19 protein-coding genes are annotated in these 21,726 nt (G+C 61.3%); 2 read left to right on the top strand and 17 right to left on the bottom strand.

The features are described 5' to 3' along the window. Window positions 1-31 precede the first annotated feature (31 nt). Window positions 32-991 carry a metal ABC transporter ATPase gene (locus AOA60_RS06535; protein WP_099583705.1) on the top strand — a complete coding sequence of 320 codons (960 nt, stop codon included), beginning with the start codon at window positions 32-34 and terminating at the stop codon, window positions 989-991. A gap of 56 nt (window positions 992-1,047) precedes the next feature. Here AOA60_RS06535 and AOA60_RS06540 read toward each other — a convergent pair whose 3' ends face one another. The 6 genes from AOA60_RS06540 to AOA60_RS06565 all read right to left on the bottom strand — a co-directional run bounded on the left by AOA60_RS06540 (window position 1,048) and on the right by AOA60_RS06565 (window position 7,959). Further along, complete coding sequence (locus tag AOA60_RS06540; protein WP_099583706.1) at window positions 1,048-1,983, bottom strand: NAD-dependent epimerase/dehydratase family protein; 936 nt, start codon at window positions 1,981-1,983, stop codon at window positions 1,048-1,050. Beyond that, window positions 1,976-3,400 carry a bifunctional D-glycero-beta-D-manno-heptose-7-phosphate kinase/D-glycero-beta-D-manno-heptose 1-phosphate adenylyltransferase HldE gene (gene hldE, locus AOA60_RS06545; protein WP_099583707.1) on the bottom strand — a complete coding sequence of 475 codons (1,425 nt, stop codon included), beginning with the start codon at window positions 3,398-3,400 and terminating at the stop codon, window positions 1,976-1,978. Before hldE ends, AOA60_RS06540 begins: the two co-directional genes overlap by 8 nt. A gap of 103 nt (window positions 3,401-3,503) precedes the next feature. Continuing rightward, the gene (cysC, locus tag AOA60_RS06550; protein ID WP_099583708.1) at window positions 3,504-4,112 is read right to left on the bottom strand and encodes an adenylyl-sulfate kinase; all 609 of its coding nucleotides are present in this window, start codon (window positions 4,110-4,112) and stop codon (window positions 3,504-3,506) included. Further along, window positions 4,105-4,809 (bottom strand): sulfotransferase family 2 domain-containing protein, encoded by a 705-nt coding sequence (locus AOA60_RS06555; RefSeq protein ID WP_099583709.1) that lies wholly within the window; start codon window positions 4,807-4,809, stop codon window positions 4,105-4,107. The genes cysC and AOA60_RS06555 overlap by 8 nt, the downstream gene beginning before the upstream one ends. Before the next feature lie 153 nt (window positions 4,810-4,962). Continuing rightward, complete coding sequence (gene msbA / locus AOA60_RS06560) at window positions 4,963-6,771, bottom strand: lipid A export permease/ATP-binding protein MsbA (RefSeq protein WP_099583710.1); 1,809 nt, start codon at window positions 6,769-6,771, stop codon at window positions 4,963-4,965. 9 nt (window positions 6,772-6,780) lie between these two features. Then, the gene (locus AOA60_RS06565; protein ID WP_099583711.1) at window positions 6,781-7,959 is read right to left on the bottom strand and encodes an O-antigen ligase; all 1,179 of its coding nucleotides are present in this window, start codon (window positions 7,957-7,959) and stop codon (window positions 6,781-6,783) included. A gap of 148 nt (window positions 7,960-8,107) precedes the next feature. Here AOA60_RS06565 and AOA60_RS06570 point away from each other — a divergent pair, with 148 nt between their 5' ends. Then, the gene (locus AOA60_RS06570) at window positions 8,108-8,674 is read left to right on the top strand and encodes a toluene tolerance protein (RefSeq protein ID WP_178075327.1); all 567 of its coding nucleotides are present in this window, start codon (window positions 8,108-8,110) and stop codon (window positions 8,672-8,674) included. On the opposite strand, the gene AOA60_RS06575 is transcribed toward AOA60_RS06570, so the two are convergent. The 11 genes from AOA60_RS06575 to AOA60_RS06625 form a co-directional block, all read right to left on the bottom strand. Then, window positions 8,663-9,760 (bottom strand): glycosyltransferase, encoded by a 1,098-nt coding sequence (locus AOA60_RS06575; RefSeq protein WP_099583713.1) that lies wholly within the window; start codon window positions 9,758-9,760, stop codon window positions 8,663-8,665. The two genes, AOA60_RS06570 and AOA60_RS06575, sit on opposite strands and share 12 nt — an antisense overlap. A gap of 47 nt (window positions 9,761-9,807) precedes the next feature. Then, window positions 9,808-10,764, bottom strand: coding sequence for a glycosyltransferase (locus tag AOA60_RS06580; RefSeq protein WP_099583714.1), 957 nt, complete (start codon window positions 10,762-10,764; stop codon window positions 9,808-9,810). 11 nt (window positions 10,765-10,775) lie between these two features. Continuing rightward, window positions 10,776-12,173 (bottom strand): PIG-L deacetylase family protein, encoded by a 1,398-nt coding sequence (locus tag AOA60_RS06585; RefSeq protein WP_099583715.1) that lies wholly within the window; start codon window positions 12,171-12,173, stop codon window positions 10,776-10,778. Further along, entirely contained in the window at window positions 12,170-13,066 is an 897-nt protein-coding gene (locus AOA60_RS06590) for an antimicrobial resistance protein Mig-14 (protein WP_099583716.1), read from the bottom strand. Before AOA60_RS06590 ends, AOA60_RS06585 begins: the two co-directional genes overlap by 4 nt. After that, window positions 13,066-14,196 carry a glycosyltransferase gene (locus tag AOA60_RS06595; protein ID WP_099583717.1) on the bottom strand — a complete coding sequence of 377 codons (1,131 nt, stop codon included), beginning with the start codon at window positions 14,194-14,196 and terminating at the stop codon, window positions 13,066-13,068. Before AOA60_RS06595 ends, AOA60_RS06590 begins: the two co-directional genes overlap by 1 nt. Further along, window positions 14,180-15,937, bottom strand: coding sequence for a carbamoyltransferase (locus AOA60_RS06600; protein WP_099583718.1), 1,758 nt, complete (start codon window positions 15,935-15,937; stop codon window positions 14,180-14,182). Before AOA60_RS06600 ends, AOA60_RS06595 begins: the two co-directional genes overlap by 17 nt. A 166-nt stretch (window positions 15,938-16,103) precedes the next feature. Further along, complete coding sequence (locus AOA60_RS06605) at window positions 16,104-17,030, bottom strand: ABC transporter permease (protein WP_099583719.1); 927 nt, start codon at window positions 17,028-17,030, stop codon at window positions 16,104-16,106. Continuing rightward, window positions 17,027-17,977: an ABC transporter permease gene (locus AOA60_RS06610; protein ID WP_099583720.1), complete on the bottom strand. Its 951-nt coding sequence runs from the start codon at window positions 17,975-17,977 to the stop codon at window positions 17,027-17,029. Before AOA60_RS06610 ends, AOA60_RS06605 begins: the two co-directional genes overlap by 4 nt. Then, window positions 17,970-19,493, bottom strand: coding sequence for a sugar ABC transporter ATP-binding protein (locus AOA60_RS06615; protein ID WP_099583721.1), 1,524 nt, complete (start codon window positions 19,491-19,493; stop codon window positions 17,970-17,972). The genes AOA60_RS06610 and AOA60_RS06615 overlap by 8 nt, the downstream gene beginning before the upstream one ends. Next, a complete protein-coding gene (locus AOA60_RS06620; protein WP_099583722.1) occupies window positions 19,493-20,479 on the bottom strand; it encodes a sugar ABC transporter substrate-binding protein in 987 nt (328 codons plus the stop codon). Before AOA60_RS06620 ends, AOA60_RS06615 begins: the two co-directional genes overlap by 1 nt. A 310-nt stretch (window positions 20,480-20,789) precedes the next feature. Then, window positions 20,790-21,668 (bottom strand): DUF3800 domain-containing protein, encoded by an 879-nt coding sequence (locus AOA60_RS06625; protein ID WP_099583723.1) that lies wholly within the window; start codon window positions 21,666-21,668, stop codon window positions 20,790-20,792. Between the last annotated feature and the right edge of the window lie 58 nt (window positions 21,669-21,726).

The raw sequence follows: 21,726 nt of genomic DNA on the forward strand, positions 1-21,726 counted from the left end.
GCGGCCGACCCCGTCGCAAAAAGGAGCCGACATGCCGCGAACGCTCATAAGAAAAAACCCCAGCAACTTTAAAACACTACCGCTGCACGTCGAAGCCACCCCCGAAGGCCTGAGCTACCAGAGCGTGGGCATGCCGCTCAACTTCGCCCAGACCCTGCAACGGCGCAAGCCGGTGGAGGTGGCAGACCCGGAACGTTTCGCACTGGAACTGGCCAACCTCGGCGTCTCGGTACGCCTGACCCTGCACTGGCAAAACCGCGATTACTGGGTGCTGGTGCGACAGCGTCGCCAGGACCGTGGCGACGTGGTGCTCAAGCTGATCTCCGGCTATGTCCCGGCCCATGAACTGAACCTGCCGCTGCATACGGCCATCCAGGAAATTGCCGAAGAATGCCTGCTGGAAACGCCCGAAGGCTGGCTCGGCGGGCGCTTCAACGATACTTGGCTACCCGCCCCCTACTCCGCCGCCCTGCATTACCGCGAAGCGCTGCCGTTTCGCCTCAGCCCGCTGTCCGGCGCGGCGCGCCCGGTGCGTTGCGCCACCACCCAGTTGATCGAACGCCCACGGGCCTATGTGCATTTGCCCACGGCGTCGCTGCAATTGATCTACGACCTGCGCCTGGAAGTGCCAAAGGAAGCCAAGTCCCTGAGCCTGTTCCACGTGGATGAGCGCCTGGAAGGCGACCAGTTGGTAGCACGCCTGGACCGCAAGCGTCCGGACCTGTACCTGATGCCCCTCAAAGACGGCCAGCCCCTTCCCGAGCTGTACACCGTAAAAAAAGACCAGCTGTACCCGGCGAGCACACGGGGCTTGTACCTGGCAGAAAGCTTCGCCCAGCAGGAAGGTTGGCTGGTGCGTGAAGAGCGCATTCGCTGGAAGGATTGGCTCAGGCAGCAAGGCCTGGCGGAGCCGGAGAAAGAATCGAAGCTGAAGGGATTGGCGCGGCGAGTGCTGCGCAAGATCGTGCCGAAGAAGAAAGCCAAGGGCTGAGTGAGCTGCAATCCAACTGTGGGAGGGGGCAAGTCCCCTCCCACAGCTGATAGCATTTAGCCGTTGATTAGTCGCTGGAGGCCGACTTTCAACGGGGTCGGCTCGGGCAATTTGAAACTCGCCAACAACCGCTGGTTATTCGCCCGCGAATGCCGGATATCCCCTGACCGCGCAGGCCCGTAGGTCACAGCCGGCAAACTGCCCACCGCCTCTTCCAGCGCCTGCAGCACTTGCTTGAGGGTGGTGGTACGGTTCCAACCCACGTTAATGGCCCCCAAAGGTGCGTCCGGCGCTTCGATGGCCTGCACCAAAACATCCACCAGGTCTTCCACGTACATGAAGTCGCGGGTCTGCTCGCCATCGCCAAACACGGCAATCGGCAAACCCTGCTGGGCACGCTCGCTGAAGATACTGATCACGCCGGAGTAAGGCGACGACGGGTCCTGACGCGGACCGAAGATATTGAAGAAGCGGAAGATCACCGGCTCCAGACCATGCTGACGGCGATAGAAATCAAAGTACTGCTCGCCAGCCAGCTTGTCGGACGCGTAGGGCGTCAACGGCGCCTTGGTGGTCTCTTCGTCAATCGAAGCACCCTCGCCGTTGTTGCCATACACCGCCGCGCTGGACGCAAACACCACACGCTTGACCCCGGCCTGGCGCATGGCTTCGCAGACATTCAGGGTGCCGACGAAATTGCTCTGGTGCGTACTCACCGGATCATCCACCGAGGCCTGCACGGACGCCACCGCTGCCAGGTGCACCACCGCCGTCGCGCCAACCGCGGCACGCGCCACCAGCGCGGCATCGGCGACATCCCCTTCGAGCAACTCGACACGCGGGTTGCCCAGCGGCAGGTTGCTGCGTTTGCCTGTGGACAGGTTGTCCAGCACACGCACTGCGTAGCCTTTGGCAAGCAAGGCATCGACGAGATGCGAGCCAATAAAGCCCGCGCCCCCCGTGATCAGGACCATCGGATCAGCCTTACTCATTGTTGCGAATCTTCTCGACAATCGCCGTGGTCGAGCTGTTCTCGACCAGGCCCAGTACTTTGACCGTGCCGCCGTAAGCGCTGACGATATCGGCACCGACCACCTGGTCGACGGAATAGTCGCCGCCCTTGACCAGCACGTCCGGCTTGACCTGGGCCAGCAGGTTTTCCGGGGTCGCTTCAGGGAAGCTGATCACCCAGTCCACTGCGCCCAACCCGGCCAGTACGGCCATGCGCCGGTCGACGCTGTTGATCGGACGGCCAGGGCCTTTCAGGCGGCTGACCGATGCGTCGTCGTTGACCGCCACGATCAGGCGGTCGCCTTGGGCGCGGGCCTGCTCCAGGTAAGTCACGTGGCCGGCGTGCAGGATGTCGAAGCAGCCGTTGGTGAACACAATGCTTTCGTTGTGCGCACGCGCATCGTCAATTGCCAGCAGCAATTGCTCGGTGGTCAGCACACCGCGCTCCGAGCCCTCGGAGCGCTGGATGGCACGGCGCAGTTCAGGTGCGCTGATCGCAGCGGTACCCAACTTGCCGACCACGATGCCCGCCGCCAGGTTGGCCAGGGCCACGGCGTGGGGCAGTTCTTCGCCGGCCGCGATGGAGGCGGCCAGGGTGGAAATCACCGTGTCGCCGGCACCGGTGACGTCGAACACTTCACGGGCCCGCGCTGGCAGGTGCATCGCCGGGTGGCCGGGACGCAGCAGGGTCATGCCGTGCTCGCCACGGGTCACCAGCAAGGCGCCGAGGTCGAGATCGGCCATGAGCGCCGCGCCTTTGGTGACCAGTTCGTGCTCGTCGGCGCAACCGCCGACGATGGCTTCGAACTCGCTGAGGTTCGGCGTGATCAGGCTGGCGCCCCGATAAATCGAGAAGTCCTTGCCCTTGGGATCGGCCAGGACCGGAATACCCTTGGCCTTGGCGGCCTGGATCAGTACCTGATGGTTCTTCAGTGCGCCTTTGCCGTAGTCGGACAAGACCAGCACTTTGACGCCTTCGAGCAATTCGTCGACCTGGCCGCTGAGGGCCAAAGCGTCGGTGGCGAAGGGTTCTTCAAAATCGATACGCAGCAATTGCTGGTGACGGCTCATGACCCGCAGCTTGACGATGGTCGGCTGATGGGCAATGCGCTGGAACAGCGCACGCACGCCGGCACCGCGCAGGCTGTTGGCCAGGCTGTCGGCGGCTTCGTCGTCGCCGGTCACACCCACCAGGGAGGCCGGGGCGCCGAGGGCGGCAATATTGAGGGCAACGTTGGCAGCGCCACCTGGACGGTCTTCGATTTGCTCGACCTTGACTACCGGTACCGGCGCCTCAGGGGAAATCCGTGAGGTACCACCATGCCAGTAACGGTCGAGCATGACATCGCCGACCACCAAGACAGGGGCTTGATCGAATCGCGGCATGGACAACTTCATGGAGCAACCCACATACAAAATGAACAGGGGCGCGATATTAGCACAGGGTGAGCGCCGCCTAGTTCGAGAGCTTTATCCGCACCGCATCACGCGCCAAAACTGGTTAATTTTTATACAAAATCGCCAGAATACGCGCCACCGCTTCGTCCAGTTCAACCTCATCGGTGTTGATTTCGCAGTCGGCCTGCCGAGGGGCCTCGTAGGGGCTGTCCAGACCGGTGAACGCTTTGATACGCCCATCCAGCGCCGCACGGTACAAACCTTTGGGGTCACGCCGTGCACATACGTCGAACGGCGTGCTGACGTAAACCTCAAAGAACTGCCCCGGCCCGAACAGTGCCCTGGCGGTCGCGCGGTCGACGCTGAACGGCGAGATTGCTGACACAATCACAATCAATCCCGCGTCCACCATCAAGCGCGCCACTTCGCCGATACGCCGGATATTTTCCTTGCGCGCCGCATCGCTCATGCCCAGGTCATTGCACAGGCCCGAGCGCAAATTGTCGCCATCAAGCACAAAAGTGTGCCGCCCCTGCTCATTGAGTTGCACCTCCAGGGCATTGGCCAGGGTCGATTTGCCGGACCCGGACAACCCCGTCAACCACAGGCAGCAAGGTTGTTGATGCTTGAGCGCCGCCCGTGCGGTCGCCGACAACGACAAGGCAAAGGGACGGATGGCAGCGGCATCTCTGGCCAGCGACTGCTTATTCATAACCCAACACCTCGTAATCACGCTGATAGGCGCGCTTGACCAAACGGCGCGTGCGCACGGAGCAAAACGCTCTCACCGGCTCGCTTCGCCGCCCCAGTGAAACATTCAGATGTGGCAGGGATGAGGTCACGCCAAGGCGCTCGCACAGGTGCTGGAAATCTTGCTCCAGGGATTCCTGGCGCCCGAGAAAATCCATGGCCATTTGGCCCAGGTGATCGACCAGAAAGTCGGTCTGGGGTGCGAAATGCAGTTGGCGGCGCAGGTTGTCCGGGTGCAGCCAGCCGGCCACAAAATGGTCGAAGTCGCGGTAGTGGCTGACCAGCGCCTGGGCTTGCAGATCGCGGGCGCCCATGTGGTTACTGCGCAGGTAGTTGTAGGCCGAGTAGGCACGCTCCAGCGGGTCACGCACGAAGGCGAATTTGAAACTGCGCTCGCAGTGTTCGGGAAACTGTTGCTCATACCAGTAATACGGCAGGTGCCCCGGCCAGCGCCCATCGAGAAGTGCCGAGCACACGCTGCTGCCGGCGCACTTGGGCACATGGATAAACACACAATTGTGCTGTTCGAAAGCCGGATTAAGGGTGGTCACCCCCGACAGGGATTTATTGACCGCCTGGCGATCCACCACCGACAAACGCCCCAGCAAGAACACCCTCTGGTGTTTGGGAAGCAGTTTCCACAACAGACGTTGCAACATTCCATTACCCACGCAAGAAGGTTAGCCCTCTCGTTCGTCATTCGAATCGAGAAGGCCAACATAACAAACGACAGGCAGTGAATTATTTGGCTTTGGTCAAGCCCTGTAAGGGTCTTGATACAAACAGCGGGGCGCATTGCACGCCCCGTTGGTTCAGGTGATGTTGTTCGCGACCGGCTCGTCCAGCCCCATGGCGTGCAGGCGCGAGTAATAGCCGCCCTTGGCCAGCAGTTCGACATGCGTACCGCGCTCGACAATTTCGCCGTGGTCCATTACCAGAATCAGGTCGGCCTTTTCGATGGTCGACAAACGGTGTGCGATCACCAGGGTGGTGCGGCCTTTCATGACCTTATCCAGTGCGGCTTGGATATGCCGCTCGGACTCGGTATCCAGCGCCGAGGTCGCTTCATCCAGGATCAGCAGCGGGGCATTTTTCAGCAGGGCCCGGGCAATCGCCAGGCGCTGGCGCTGGCCACCGGAAAGCAGCACGCCGTTTTCACCGACTTCGGTGTCCAGGCCTTTGGGCAGCTCCGCGATGAAGTCCATGGCGTAGGCATCGGCCGCTGCTTTTTCGATGTCGGCACGCGGCGCGTCGGCCAGGTCGCCGTAGGCGATGTTATTGGCCACGGTATCGTTGAACAGGGTCACATGCTGGGTAACCTGGGCCACATGGCGGCGCAGGTTGCGCAGGCGATAGTCTTCGATCTCGACTTCGTCCAGCAGGATTTCCCCGGTTTCATGATGGTAGAAACGCGGAATCAGGGCGGCCAGTGTCGACTTGCCGCTGCCTGAGCGTCCGACCAGGGCGATCATCTGCCCAGGCGCTGCGCTGAAGCTGATGTTCTTGAGCACTTCGCGCTCGGTGCCTGGGTAAGTGAAGCTCAGGTTGCGCACGTCCAGGCGACCGCTGACGCGATCACGCTCCACGGTACCGCCGTCGACTTCAGGCACTTCATCCAGTTGTTCAAAGATGCTTTCTGCGCCGGCCACACCTTTCTGGATCGTCGAGCTGACTTCCGACAACTGGCGGATCGGCTTGGGCAGCAGGCCCGCCGCCGTGATGTAGGCCACGAGATCACCTGCCGTCGCCTCACCGCGCAACAGCAGCACCAGGAACATCAACGCGGCCATGGCCGTGTAGATCACCAGTTGCAGCATCGGCGTGTAGACCGCGCCGGTCTTGTTCATGCTCAGTTGCTTGTCGGTGTTGCCCTGGCTGGCGGCGGCAAAGCGGCGCTGCTCGTAGTCTTCGCCGCCGAAGCTGCGCACCACGCGGTAACCCTGGATGGTCTCGGAGGCTACGTGGGTCACGTCGCCCATCGCCACCTGGATCTTCTTGCTCTGCTTGCGGAATTTCTTGCTGGTGCTGCCGACCATGATTGCGATCAACGGCAGGATTGCCAGCATCACCAGGGTCAGTTTCCAGTTCATCCACAGCAGGTAGCCGAACAGGAACACCACCGTAAGGCCTTCGCGGATCACGACCTTGATCGCATCCGTGGCCGCGCCGGTGACCATGGTCACGTTGAAGGTGATGCGGGAAATCAGGTGCCCCGAGTTATGGGTATCGAAATAGCGATTAGGCAGCACCAACAGCTTGTTGAACAGCTGGACCCGCAGGTCATGCACCAGCCCCAGGGAAACCTTGGCCAGGTAGTAGTTACCCAGGAAAGAGCCGAGGCCTTGCCACGCGGCGATCAGGATGATCAGCAGCGGCACGGCCATCAGCAACTTCAGGTCCTTGAAAAACGGGACCTTGGGCAAAAACACCACATCGGGATTGCTCAAGCCATCCACGAAGTACTTGAGAATCCCGGCGAGCATTGGCTGGGTCGAAGCAAAAATCACGAAGCCCACGATACTCAGCAGGAACATGCCGAGGTACGGTTTCACATAGCCCAGCAGCCGGAAATAGATTTTCAGGCTGGATTCCTGGTCCGCTTTGGGCGGTGCGTCACTCATGTGTCGAGCTCACTGATTGGGTAGGACGCGAACTTTATCACACGCGTCGGGTTTGGCCCGAGCCCAGACCAAAACACTGGCCAGCGCAATCGGCAGCCAGGAAATGAACCACTCGGCACGCGGCGTGCCCGTCAGGCTGGCGGCGTCGAACTGCATGGCCAGGAACGAAAACACCCACATGCCGATGACGCCCTTGCCGTAGAGGGTGTCGCGGGCCTTCCAGGCTTGCCACAGCACACCGAACCACAGGCCGCACCACAGCAGCAGACCCGGCAGGCCCAACTCGATGCTCACATGGGTGAACAGGTTATGGGAGTGGTCAAAAAAGAGGTTATCGGCAAATATCTTGTAGTCGCCGCCCAGCCCGAGGCCGGTCCAAGGGCGCTCGCTGATCATTTGCACGGCCGCCATGAAGATCTGCGGGCGGTAGGACACACCACGGGCCAGCATCAGCGATTGCATGGCGAAGAACACCGCCAGGGCCGCCACCACTGCGCCAATGGCAATCACGGCGGTACGCCGATCACGGCACCAGGCAGGCATCGCCACCACTGTCAGCAGCAACGCCAGCGCGGCGCCACGGCTTTGGCTCAACACCACGAACAGTCCGAGGAACCCAACCGCCAGCACCCAACCCACTTGCATCCAGCGCCCACGGGGAACCCAGTGCAACAGCCAGACGGCCGCCAAGCCGATCACGTAGGCGCCCAGGATGGGGTGGGACAATTGGCCCAAGCCGGCCAGACGCGCCGTCCAGCTATTATGCTCAATGCCATAGAACTTGATGATTGCAAGCAGCGACGACAATGCCAGCCCGAAGCCACCCCATTGCATCACGCGAATGACGCGCTCGGGTTGACCACACGCAAACACCGGGAAAAACAGCAGGAACACGCCGATATACAGCAGGCGCTTGGCCTCGCGGGACGGGTCTTCGGCGTTGGTCCACAACAGGCTGATCGCGCCCCAGACAGCAAGCGCGGCAATCATCAGGCAGATCCAGCGCTGTTCGTGCCAGACCTCCTTGAGACGCTCACGCGCCGCCCAGGCAAACACCATTGCCGGCAACCACAGGAACAGCGTCAAGCCTTGTTGATAAATCTTATTGGTCGGCGCGAAGGCAACTGCCAGCAAAAACCAAAGTAACCCCAAAATCATCCATACCTGCGCCCAACGACTTGCTTGCATCACCCGCTCCTGAATACGTTCAACCCGCCAACCCGGCATGGTTAAAACCCAAAACTTTCGGCATTATTACCGACCACTGTGCCCGCGACTCCCACAAGGCTTTCCGACGATGCAATGTTCAAGGCTCCCCCAGGCCGATTTAACCGCGATGATTGAAGGTGCCAAAATCCTGGAGAAGGACAGCTACGGCCCCAAAGTCTACCTGCTGACCGACGGGAATATCCTCAAACTGTTTCGCCGCAAACGCCTGTTCTCCTCTGCGTTGTTTCGCCCGTACTCCAAGCGGTTTATCGACAATGTGGCGCAACTGCAGCAGCGTGGTATCCCCACCTTGAGCGTACTCGCGTTCTTTCAACTGACGGCGCCCGGCATGACTGCCGTGCTGTACCGTCCGTTGCCGGGCGAGACGCTGCGCCAGATCTCCAGCCGCGAAGGCTTTGATTGGCAAGCGAACCTCGACCCGCTGGTGGCCCTTATTCGTCGCCTGCATGACGCGGGCATTTACTTCCGTTCGTTACATTTGGGCAATATTGTCGTGACACCCGACAATGAAATGGGCCTGATCGACGTGGCCGATATGCGCTTCCTGCGCGCGCCATTGAACCCGGAACTGGCTCGGCGCAACCTGCAACACTTCGCACGTTATATTGCGCGTGAGAACCTGAACGAACGCTTTCCAATGCGAGCACTGGAGCACGCCCTGCTAGCGGCATGAAAACAGCCGTCGGGTGGTTTCAGTGAAATCACTCCAGGCTTGCTCCGGCGCCAGTGCCCGCGACTGAGCCTCGACGACCTCCTCAGCGGAACTCGCGAACGCACGCGTCAGGAGGTTACTCCAGGACGCAGCATCGTCTGCAGGCGCGTACCAACCGCAATCCCCCAACTGCTCGCGGAACACCGCCAGCTCGCTGGTCAACACGGGCACGCCGGCCATCACCGCCTCTTGCACGATCAGCCCCAAGCCCTCTTCCTTCGAAGGAATGGCCACCCAGTCAAACGCCCGATAAAGGCTCGCCGCCTCGGGCAGATGCCCCGGCAAGGACACTTTGTCGCGCACGCCAAGCGCCTCGATACGCGCTTCAAGCCCAGGTCTCGCGGGCCCTTCGCCGATAATCACCAGGCGCGCATCCGGCTGATCAGCCGTCGCAGTAGCAAAGGCGTCCACCAAGCAGGCAAACCCCTTGCCATCGACCAGTCGACCGACCGCACCTATCGCCGGCGCGGCCTCTAACGACAGGCCCAGGCGGGAGCGAGCCTGTTCACGGGAAAGCACCGCAGCACGAAAAACCACAGGGTCGAAAGCACTGCGCAGCACAACCACAGGTCGCTTGAGGTCACGCTCCAGCGAACCGGCGAGGGTCTGCGACACTGCCGTCACCGTGAGTTGCGACGCAGGAAACGAGTCGAACAACTGTTGATCCGCACCGCGCAAACGCGTGGCACCATGGAAAATCACCACGGCGCGCACATGCGGCAAGTGCTTGAGCACGGGCAAGAACACACGGGCGACGCCGATCCCGTCAAGGAGCACCACCTGCAGATCGTCGGGCAAGGCCTTGCGAAAGCGTGCATGCATCCACGGCATCAACCACTTCCACAGGTGCCGGCCCTTGAGCTTTGCGGAAGACAAATCCCACTCCACAGCACCCTCGGCCAGGCCATCGCTACCGGCCGCACTGCCTTGAAGCAGCCAGTGGTGAACGGGAGCGCCGCTGTCGGTATGGGACAGTATCTGCTGATGCACCTTCTGCACCGAGGCAAATGCAGAACCACCGGCCCACATGATGTTGAGAATGCTCATCGAAAAAACCTTATGCGGCGTGGGTGTGGCTCTTTGTGCTTCGCGGATCAAACACCGAGTTTCAGGCGCAACCGCTCCAGCCAGTTCAACGGCGCACGAGGCCGCAAGGGCGGCTGGAGCTCTTCGACAATACGCTGGCCGATGCGCGCAAAGCTGAACTGGCTGACGGCAAGCTCTTGCCCGTTGCGCGCGATTTCTGCCGCCAGTTGCGGGTCGGCGCGCAGCTGCGAGAGCTTTTCCTGCAACTGTGGAATGTCCTTGTAGAACACCACATTGACCATGTCCTTGAACCCAAGGGCTTCGTTTTCCGCAGCCCCTTGGTCAAACGCCAGCAGCACACAGCCACAGGCCATGGCCTCGAAGTTCTTGATCATGTACTCGCCCATGCCCACATCGGCACTGACGAAAAAGCGAATCCGGTTAAGCGTCGCGCAGTATTCCTCACCCGACTTGGTGCGCGTGACCACCAGCGGCTCAACGCAGGCCAACTCATCAAGCAGCGCCTTACGGCCGCTATAGGCCACACTGTTGGTGCTGCCGACAAATGCCAACTCGATGTCGCGCTCCAGCCCCTGGTGCTGCAACAACGCCTGGTCGTAGCCTTTGGGCACGAACACCGCATCAAAGCCTTCGGCACGCAGGCGCTCGGCCACGCTGTAGCCGGAGCTGATCACCCGCGCCCACGGCAAGCGGCGGTAGTGCGCACTGAACTTGCCGGTGTATTTGCAGGGGATGTAGTTCTGGTAGGCGTCGTGTTCGAGGATCACCAGGTTCGGGATCGTACGGATAAACCCGGCCTGGCGGATTTCCTGCTTGAAGCGCAGGAAGAAGACGATGCGGTCATAGCGGGTCACGTCGACTTCGCGCTTGAAGTAACCGCGCAGGTTGCGCTGCTCATCGCTGCTCAGCCAGCGGGTATCACACTCGCAGTGCTCGGCAATGCCTTCGTACAAGCGATCCAGAATCGCGCGCTGTTCTTTCTGTACCAGAAACAAAACTTTCATGACCTTTCCTTTCACAAACGCCAGAACAACTCATGCCGTCGTACGGCCTTGCGGAAAAACTCGTTCTCGCCATAAGGCGACCGCGCACGGCCCGCCAGCACCCGCTGGAGCCAGCGGCGCACCCGACGCTTGAACGGCGGTGCGGGTTGCAGGTCATGCATCATGCCAAGCGCCATGGCTTTGTCGCGCTGCTGCGCCAACGACAGCGGCAAGCTACATGGGCGCAGCTCAAGCGTGTCGTCGAACAGCGGCGGCAAGGCAATCCCGGCGCCCGCGTCACCCATGGGCCAGCGGTCGTTGTCATGCAGATGGTTGGCGTAGCCCAGGATAATGGTCGGTTGCCATTCCAAGCCTTGCAACGCCTCGACCACCGCCTGCTGCGCGCAAATATGGTCTGGGTGCGGGTCGAGCACCGGATGCGGCAACACGATCACTTCGGGACGCGCCGTCAGCAGCAACTGGCGCAGATCGGCCAACAGGTTGTTCCAGGTCGGCAGGCCGTCGACATCCGCCGGTAACGGGAACGGATTGAACTGGCGAAACAGGCGGATATCCGACAGCTGCGCTTCGCGCGAAGCCACTGGCTGATCAGGCGCCGCGCGCATCGCCGGCAATTGCAGGCAGAAGTAGCCCAACTGCACGCAATGGGCCTGGGGTACACCTGCCCAAAGCGGCACGGCGATGCTGTCCCAGGCGCGCAGGCGGCCTTTGATGCGCGAGGCGTCGACCGGGTCCAGGCCCATTTGCTGATAATGCTCGGCTTCGATTTCACCGGCCGTGAGGGTTACGATCCATGGTTTTTCAGCCTGGCTATACAAGCCAAAAGCAGCCAGCTCGGCGTCATCGGCATGGGGCGCGATGACCATCACCCGCTGCTCTGAATAATCCGGATCGACCCAGGCCCACAACCGGGGCGCGCCGTGCAAGGTGCAAAAATGCCCGCGCAGACGCAGCTCACCTGCCGCCAGGGCAGGCGCCAGGCCACTGAGGTTGAGATAACGAACCCCGTTCACACCCCGCTCGAAAACCTGTCGATCAGCGCCGTCAGCGCCCGAAATCTCAATCCCCGGATCCAGAAAACGCCCCAGCCAACTGCTCTTGACCTTGATGGCCAACACCAGGGTCGCATCGGCTTGCAGGGGCGAATCAACCCGCAGTTGCGCGCCGTCGAGGCGCACTCCCGCCACCTCGGCATCCGCCGAGAACCGGTATTGATAGTCTTCGCCGGGAGCATAAAACAGATGGTCGGCAAACCAGGCCTCATGGGCGACCCAGGCCAGCACGCCGAGTAACAACGGCAACCACCAGGCGACCCAGACGCCGATCACCACCAGCAGCAACAGGCCGATCAGCAGGGCAACCCGCTTGTTGCGCCGATGACGCTTGAGCAATTGCTGTTTGCGGGTCATACGGTCAGCACCGGCACAGGGTTACACCAACGGTCTTTGTACTCGCGGTCGGCACGCCCGAAGGAAAAGCGCAGCGGCTTGCCGACTTCGCGTGCCTGCTCCCAGGCGCTCTGGGTGTTGAGGAAACTCAGGACGCTGCCCGGGCTGAACGCACGGGTCTCAGGGTCGACACCGCCGTTGACGTACTCCACGCTGATCCACTCGGGCGACTCGACCCGGTACACCAACTGGACCGCGATGGGCGCATTGTTGAGGAAAATCACCGAGCCAATCAGCCACTCGCGCAGCAGCTCGATCACTTCAGCCATGCGCTCGGCACCGGTGGCGACAAACCCCCAGCGGCGCAGGAACAGATCGCAGTAGATCGCGGCCAGTTCCTGGCTGGAAAACTCACTGACCGGGCGCACGACACCACCCGCCTCTTCGAGCAAACGCAGTTCGCGGCGTTGGTTGTAGCGGAATTTCTTCGACAGTTCTTCCGGGGTGCGGGCCATGGCCAACTGTTCGGCCTGAGGCTTGAGGCCGCTGAAACGGCCTTCGTTCAGGGCCGACAGGTAGCGCGCGCGGTGGCGCAACGGCGCCTGGGCATTCGCGGCGGCGGGCAGGATCAATTCGGCGTTACCCAAGTCAAACAGGCCTTTCTTGCCTTTTTGCTTGAGTACGTCCTTGGACAACGCCAGGTCGCGGCCCCAGGTGGCGATGCACGCCTGCGTTTCACCGCCCTGCTCCCAGGCCAGGTAGCGCACCGGAATATCGGCCAGCCCGGCCAGGCGTTCGATCACTTGGGGATGCGTCGCGACGCTGCCGCCAAAACGTTGCCAGGCTTCGCTATAGGCAGGCGCGTCGACGACGGACCAGCCTCGCTCGCGCCAGCCTTGGAATCGATTGAGCATCAGGCCCCCGCGGTCAGTTCAATAACGTGCGGCAATTGCCAGAAGGTATCGCGTACCGCCTGATCCGAGAAATGCGTGCGCAGGCGTTCCAGCATCATCTCGGCGCACTGCCGTTGCTGGTGGTGATCCATCGCGGCCAAATGGCGCAACCCCTGGGCGAGGTGTTCGGCGTCGCCGAAGGGGAACAGAATACCGACGCCTTCGACCACTTCCTTCGCACCGCCACAGGCCGTGGCCAGCAACGGTACACCGGCCGCCATGGCTTCCAGCAGCACCATGCCGAACGGCTCGTGATCGGAGCTCAGGGCAAACACGTCGAACGCACGGAAATACCGGCGTGCATCCGGCACCTGGCCGAGAAACAGCACCTGCTGGGCAACCCCCAGCTCGTGCGCCAGGTCCTTGAGGCTTTGCTCCAGGCGGCCGCTGCCGAGAATCGCCAAACGGCTCTGGGCCGGCAAGTGCGGCAACGCCAGGGCAAAGCCTTTGAGCAGCGTGGCCTGGTCTTTGTCCGCGTGCAGGCGGCCGACGTTGCCGACGACCCATTCATCCGGCGACAAGCCCAGGGCATCGCGTGCCTCATCGGCCGGCACCTGAATGGCCTGCAACGCGTCGACATCGATACGGTTGTACAAGGTCTGGATACGCGCTGCGGGCCAGCCCGGCAGACTGCGGCGCAGGTCGTCACGCACGGCGTCGGAAACCCCCAGCAAACTCAGGCGCTTGCGGAAGAACCCGGCGAACAGTGAGCGGCTTTGACGCTGATAATCACCAAAGGCGTGATGCACGCCGATCACCGGCAGCCGCGTACCGAGCAAGGCGATGTAGATCGGCTTGAAGCGGTGAGCGATACAAAAGCTGAAGTTGCGCGACGCGGCGATCTTGCGCAGTTCACGGATCGCACCCAGCTTCAGGCCGCGAACGGCCCTGGAGCTGAATTCCATGAACAACACTTCGTCCGACGCACACTCGGCAGCCACCTGCGGATCGGCGACCCCGGTGAGAAACACCGTGGTCACCTTGTAGCCGGAGCCAGCGAACAGGCTCGCGTACTGCCGCGCGCAATCCAGGAACGGCCCGTAATAGCCGTGGCAGAACTGCAGGACGTGGCGATCAGCCGAGCGCGTCATAAGGGTCCACGCCGTCTTTGACGACCAGGATGTCTTCCATGATCAGGTATTGCAGGTCGGAGCCGAAGAACATGTCCAGCGCGTCCTTCGGCGAGCAGATCATCGCTTCGCCACGACGGTTGAGCGAGGTGTTCAGGGACACGCCGTTGCCGGTCAGCACTTCGAGCTCTTTCATCATGTCGTAGTAGCGCGGGTTGTACTCGCGCTTGAGCACCTGGGCGCGGGAGGTGCCATCTTCATGGACTACTTCCGGCACGCGAGTTTTCCACTCTTCCGAGACTTCAAAGGTGAAGGTCATGAACGGCGCCGGGTGATCGACCTTGATCATCTGCGGGGCCACGGTGTCGAGCATCGACGGGCAGAAAGGCCTCCAGCGCTCGCGGAACTTGATCTGGTGGTTGATACGGTCAGCCACGCCGGTAGCACTTGGGCAACCGATGATCGAACGACCGCCCAACGCACGCGGGCCAAACTCCATGCGGCCCTGGAACCAGGCTACCGGGTTGCCGTCGACCATGATCTTGGCAATGCGCTGGGGCATGTTGTCGATCTTGCGCCACACCGGCTTGCTCTCGTGCTTGGCACACGCCGCAATTACGTCTTCGTTGCTGTAGGACGGGCCGAGGTAGACGTGTTCCATCTTCTCCACCGGCACACCGCGGGCGTGGGACACGTAGGCAGCGGCGCCAACTGCCGTACCGGCATCGCCGGACGCCGGCTGCACAAACAACTCTTTCACGTCGTCACGGGCGATGATCTTCTGGTTCAGCTTGACGTTCAGCGCACAGCCGCCGGCGAAGGCCAGCTTGCCGGTGTCCTTGAGAATGTCGCCCAGGTAATGGTCGATCATCTGCAAGGCCAGTTTTTCGAACAGCGCTTGCATGCTCGCGGCGTAGTGGATGTACGGTTCGTCAGCGATGTCGCCTTCACGCTTGGGACCCAGCCACTCGATCAGTTTTGGCGAGAAGTAGAAGCCCTTGCCCTTCTCTTTATACCGGCGCAGGCCGATGACGTTGGCGTAGTCGGTATTGATCACCAACTCGCCGTTCTCAAAGGAGGCCAGGCGCGAGAAATCGTATTTGCTGGCATCGCCGTACGGCGCCATGCCCATGACCTTGAACTCACCGTCGAGCATCTCGAAGCCGAGGAACTCGGTGATCGCGCCATACAGGCCGCCGAGGGAGTCCGGGTCGTAGAATTCCTTGATCTTGTGGATCTTGCCGTTTTCGCCGTAGCCGAAGAACGTGGTGGCGTATTCACCCTTGCCGTCGATCCCCAGGATCGCGGTTTTTTCTTGAAAACCGGAGCAGTGGTAAGCGCTGGAAGCGTGGGCCAGGTGGTGTTCAACCGGTTCGATCTTGATTTTCTTCGGATCGAAGCCCAGTTGCTCCAGGCACCAGACGATCTTGTTGCGATAGCGCTTGTAGCGACGGTTGCCCATCAGGATCGCGTCAAGTGCGCGGTCCGGGGCGTACCAGTACCGCTTGGCATAGTGCCAGCGCGCCTCGCCGAACAGGCTGATCGGGGCGAACGGAATCGCTACCACGTCAACATCGGAAGGCTTGATACCGGCCTGTTCCAGGCAGAACTTCGCCGATTCGTAGGGCATGCGGTTCTTTGCATGTTTGTCGCGTACGAAACGCTCTTCTTCGGCGGCCGCGATCAGCTTGCCGTCGATATACAAGGCTGCGGAAGGATCATGGCTAAGGGCGCCGGACAGGCCAAGAATCGTCAATGCCACAGGGGTCTAGCCTCTTTTAGTCTGCATGCAGGCGGGTGGCGCCTGAAAAAAGTGTGCTTCCTGCCTGGGCAGGAAACAGCTAAAGGGCGGGATTATAGCGTAAAAGCAGCAGGAAGCTGTTAGCGACGAGCGGTTAGCGGAGGTCGACCACCCTGCTGAGCGCCGGCTAGTTGCGCTCCAACATTCGCCGACTGGCAAAACTGAAGCTCAGCACGATAAAGATCAGCACGCCGGTCGCCACTTGCTGCCAGTAGAAGTTCCAGCCGATCAACAGCAGGCCGTTGGCGATGACGTTGATAAACAGCACGCCCAGCAGGGTTCCTGGAATGTTCGCCCGGCCCTGCCGGCTCAAGGTGGTGCCGATAAAGACCGCGCCGATGGCATTGAGCAAAAAGGCATTGCCCGACAACGGCACGTAGGCGCTGACCGTAGAACTGAGCAACACCCCCGCCACCCCGCAGGCCAGGGCAGTCGCCAGGGCCACGACGCTGACAATCCGCTGCACCGACAACCCTGAGTAATACGCCAGCAGCGGCTGGGTGCCTTGGGCCAGGAGTTCACGACCCAGGCGTCCGCGTGCCAACGCCAAGCCGTAGAACAACGCCAGCCCCAGCACGATCAGCAAAGGCGCAAGGCCGCTCAGTTCCGGCTTCAACCCCTGGCTGATGTAGATGGGCTGGCCGCCGTCCGAGAGCAATTGCTGGGCGCTGGTGCCGATAAACAGTGTGCCCAAGGTGGCAAGAAATGGACTGATCCGCAGCCCGGCGATCAACCCGGCATTCAGCACGCCGACCAACAGCGCCGCGATCAACGCACCGGTCGCGGCAACGGCCCAGCCATGCCCGCCATTGAGCAGCACCACAAAACTGAAACTGGCGAAATCCAGCGCAGTGCCCACCGACAGGTCGATGCCACCTGCCGCCACCGCGTACGTCATGCCGATGGCAACAATGGCCAGCAGTACAAAGTTATTCAGCACCAGGCTTTTCAGGTTGCCACCGCTCAGGAAGCCCGGTGCCTGAACAGCAAACACCAGCACGATCAACGCAAATACCAGCGGCAATGTCAGCGGCAGCAAGGCGCGCGGGTTCATGAGCCGGCTCCCCGATTCAATGCGCTGGACGCGGCCACCACCAGCAGGATCAGCACACCTTGCACACCGTTGACCCAGAAGTTCGACAGGTTGAGCAACTGAAAGCCGTTGATCAGAAAACCGATCAGCAACGCCGCCAACAACGTCCCAGGAATACTTGCCACCAGCCGGCGGGAAAACACCACGCCGAGAAAGGCAATCGCCACCACCGACAGCAGCATGTCGCCGGAGCCCGTAGTGCTGCCGCTGAAAAACGCCGCCGAACACAACGCAGCCACCCCGGCGCACAGGCCCGACAGCGCATAACTCGACACCCCATAAGCGCGCACGCGAATGCCCGCCGCCTGCGCCGCCTGGGGATATTCACCCACCGCGTGCAGGCGCAGGCCATAGGCCGAATGCTGGATTAACATGGTCAGCAACCCCGCCGTCAGCAGCAACACCCAGGCCAGGGCGGGCACCGCCAGCCAACTGCCGCCGCTGAGCACGTCCAGCAGCGGTGAGTCGGTGGAAACCACGGTATTTTCCGTCAGCACCAACTCCAGCCCCGCCAGCACATTCATGCTCGCCAGGGTGGCCAGCAGCGGCGGCAGGCGCAGCAGCACCACGGCCAAGCCATTGAACAGGCCGACTGCCAGGCCACAGCCCAAGGTCAACAGTAGGGTGAGCCCCAGCTCCAGCCCGGCATTGTTAAGGCGGCTGAACACCGCTGCGCACAGCCCCAGATTGGCCGCCAGCGACAGGTCGAGCCCACCGGCCAGCACATTCGAGCCGCCGCCGATAATCACGCAGGTCAGCCCGAAGGCCAACACGCCGAGAATCGCCGATTGACTGAACACATTGGCCAGGTTGCCCGGCGACACAAACCCCGGCGCCGCCAGGGCAAACCCCAGCAGAATCACCAGGAATACGCCCGCCGAACCCCGGCGCAGTATGACCTCAAGCATGCTCGACCTCCCTCGCCCGCACAGCTGCCGTGGGCACGGCGCCCGTTGCACAGGCGAGCAACTGATCGCTGTCGACCTCCCCCGCACGAAACTCACCGGCAATCTCGCCGCGATGCAGCACCAGGATCCGATCACTGATCCCCAGCAATTCCGGCAAGTCCGATGACAGCACCAACACCGCTGCGCCCTCTTCCACCAGGCGCCCAATCAGCCGATAGATTTCCACCTTGGCGCCCACATCCACGCCCACACAGGGCTCGTCCAGCAAGTACACCGCCGAGCGACGGCTGAGCCATTTACCCAGGGCAACCTTCTGCTGGTTACCGCCGCTCAATTGGCTGACGGCGGCGTCAGGCCCCGGCGTCTTGATCGCCAGTTCCTCAATCAAGCGCGCAGTTTCCGCCTGCTCGTTGCCCCGGTTCAGCAAGCCCCAGCGGCTGAAGCGCGAGAGCCCCGCCAGCGTGAGGTTTTCCAGCACCGACAGCAGCGGCGAGATGCCTTGGCTACGCCGCTCCTCCGGCACCAGCGCAATGCCGTCAGCAATCGCCTGGCCGGGTGACCGCAGGCGCAGCAAGCGCCCGTCCAGATGCACACTGCCGCTGTCGGCCCGCTCGACGCCGAACAGTGTCTTGAACAATTCCTTGGCGCCGGAGCCGACCAGCCCGGTGAGGCCAACGATTTCACCGCGCCGCACATGCAGGTCAATCTGCCGATAACGCCGCGCCAGACTCAGCCCGCGCACCTGCAACAGCGGCGCGCCCAACTCGACCCTGGCCTTGGGGTACATCTCCTGCACGTCGCGGTTGACCATCAGCCGCGCAATCTCTGCGCTGGACGTGTGCCGTGGCTGCACCACCGCCACATCCCGACCGTTGCGCAGCACCGTGACGTCGTCGCACAGGCTGTCGATTTCCTGCAGGTAATGAGAGATGTAGAGGATCGAAAGCCCTTGGTCGCGCAGGCGCTTGACGATGCGCAGCAGCTGGTCGACCTCGCGCTTGACCAGCGCCACGCTGGGCTCGTCGAACACCAGGATCTTCGGTTGGCGAATCAGTGCCCGGGTGATTTGCAGCACCTGGCGCTCGGCGCTGTTCAATTCGCCCACCAAGGCGCCGGGAGGCAGTTGCAGGTCAAAGTATTCCGCCAACAGACGCTGCGCCTCACGCTGCTGCCGCCGCCGATCCACAAACGGACCCCGGCGCAACTCATGCCCGAAATACAGCGCTTCGCCTACGGTAAAACTGGCGGGCAGCAGGCGCTCCTGATGGATGAACTGCACGCCCAATGCGTCCACCTTGCGCGGCGACAGCGTTGCATAGGCCTGGCCGTCGATGCTCACCTGCCCCGCGTCGGCCGTGTGGATACCGGCCAGGATCTTGATCAAGGTCGACTTGCCCGCGCCGTTCTCGCCCACCAGCCCATGGATGCTGCCGCGCTCGACCTTGAGGCTCGCATCATCCAGCGCCTGGGTAGCGCCAAAGCGCTTGCGCAGGTGTTGCAGGTGCAAGGCGGCCATCAGTCACCCCGCAGCTGTTGAACCTGCGCCAGGTTGCCGGCGGTGGTCAGCAAGGTGGCGACATGGGTTTCCTTGGGCAGATCACGTTGCCCGGCCAGGTAGCGCGCCACATTTTGCACGGCCGTCTTGCCGATCAGCGCCGGTTGCTGCGCGACTACCGCACCCACCGGCGAGTTCGCCTGGCCGAGCAGCGCCAGGACCTCGGGGGTACCGTCGACGCCATAGGTCTTGATCTCGGTGCGCTTGGCATCGATCAACGCCTTGCTCGCGCCCAGTTGCGGAATATCCCAGGCCGACCAGATCGCCGAAACACTGCCCTGCGGGTATTTGTTGAGCAACGCCGACACCTGGGAGTAGGCGTCCTGCACGGTATTGGGGATCACATCACGCAGCTCGGGCTGGATGATTTCCAGCTGCGGGTAGTCCTTGAGCGCCAGCTTCAACTGGTCATAACGAATCGCACACACCGGCACACCATAGAAACCATTGAACACCAGGATCTTGCCCTTGCCGCCGGCGTCCTTGATCAGTTGATCAGCCAGGGCCTTGCCGGTGGCGACGTTGTCGGACGTGGTGTTGTTGAGGCTGTACTGCGACGGCGCATCGATGGTGAACAGCGGAATCCCGGCCTTGCTGATGCGCTTGAGCCACGGGTCGATCACGCTGAGGGTGCCGAGGGTCTGGATCACCGCGTCGGGCTTCTGGGTGACCACGGTTTGCAGCTGGGTCACCAGATTCTTGTCATTGCGCCCGGCGTCGAGAGTGATCGGCGTACCGCCCAGGCGCTTGATCTCATCCACCTGGGCCTGGAACGCCTTGATATCGAAATAGTGACTGGTGCCAGTCATGCTCACCGCAATGCGCTTACCGGCCAGGGACGGCACGGCGTCATCGCCGTCGGCAGCCTGGGCGACGGCGGCGTGACCCAGCAGCACAACGGCGCCGAGGCAGATCAGACGGGAAAGCGAGGAAAGACTCAAAGGCATACAAGGCTCCGCGTGCGGCTGGTGAAAGGGTTCACCAGGAGGCATTGCAGAGGCCGTGCCAGGGTTTTTATCCTTTAAAACCAATAGGCTGAAAAATTTGAGTGAAAGCAGACTGTCGCTCTCAGCTAGGAAATGTCCGATAGCTGTTGCTCAGGCAACAGCTATCTACAGTGAGCGTGTCAGTTGACTGAACAGGATCATGGCCTGGCGACTACTCAGCTACCCCGCGTTGACACTCAAAAATCGCAAGCATAGAATCTGCCGCAAATGGACTGGGGGATCCCGGTCGGCGTTATAGCCTCGGTGAGTTTCACCGGGGCTTTTCGCTTTCTGCGGCAGGGAAAATTTTAAGCCCCCAGTTTTCAAACCCCTCGCCCACCCTGCTCCGCCCCCCGCTGCAGTAAAACTTGCGCTTAAGCACGTCAAAGGCTCGATTTTCCTGGCCCGGCCGTAAAACGCTCATGCCGACGGGTCGGGCAACAAGGTCCGCAAGCTGCAATCCTGTCGAATTGACCTGCTTGGTCGCAAACACCACATCAAACGGCAAGCGGATGCCCAGACGATTGGCTCCGTCACACATCCGACGAAACTCCAATTCAAGCTCGTTATCTTCTTTACGACCCCGACGCTCGAAAATCACATGCGTCAACGCACTCTGCTGATTTTTCTCTTGTAAAAACTCGTAGAGTGTTTCGAGACAGAAGCCCAATGCCAGATGGTAAGGGTTGTGTATTGGACCTTGCTGCTCGCGAAGAGTGGCTTTATCAATCACACAACTGATCAAGACGAAGTTGCTCGACTCGATGATGCTGGTCAGCTCTTCAAGAAAAAGATGTTTGTGCTGGCGAGAGGCGAACATGCTGGAGAACGCGCCTTTTTCCTTGCGAATTTCCAGTTCATGCAAGCCTACAAGATCATGCCCCATATGATTGAACTTGAACTTCTGAAGCGCCGGGATGACCTTTTCACAGTAGTGCCTCTTATGGAAAACACAGAAAGCCAAAACAAACATGGGGTAGTTGACATCGAGTGTCTGCATCCCGTGATCGCCGCTTTCATCCACATACACTATGAAATCACTGAACGGCCCGTTGGGTGGTGTCGCTGCCGCCACTTCTGCAGCGCACTCAGCTTCACTTTCACTTTCAAAGAGCAAAAACTGTGGGGAGGTTGGTTTTCCATCAGCCATGGGATGTTAAATCCTGGATATATGCGCGTTTTTGGAGGCGTCCATCTACGCGCATAGT

It is taken from the genome of Pseudomonas sp. 2822-17 (genome assembly GCF_002742485.1).
Classification (GTDB): Bacteria; Pseudomonadota; Gammaproteobacteria; order Pseudomonadales; family Pseudomonadaceae; genus Aquipseudomonas; species Aquipseudomonas cyclaminis.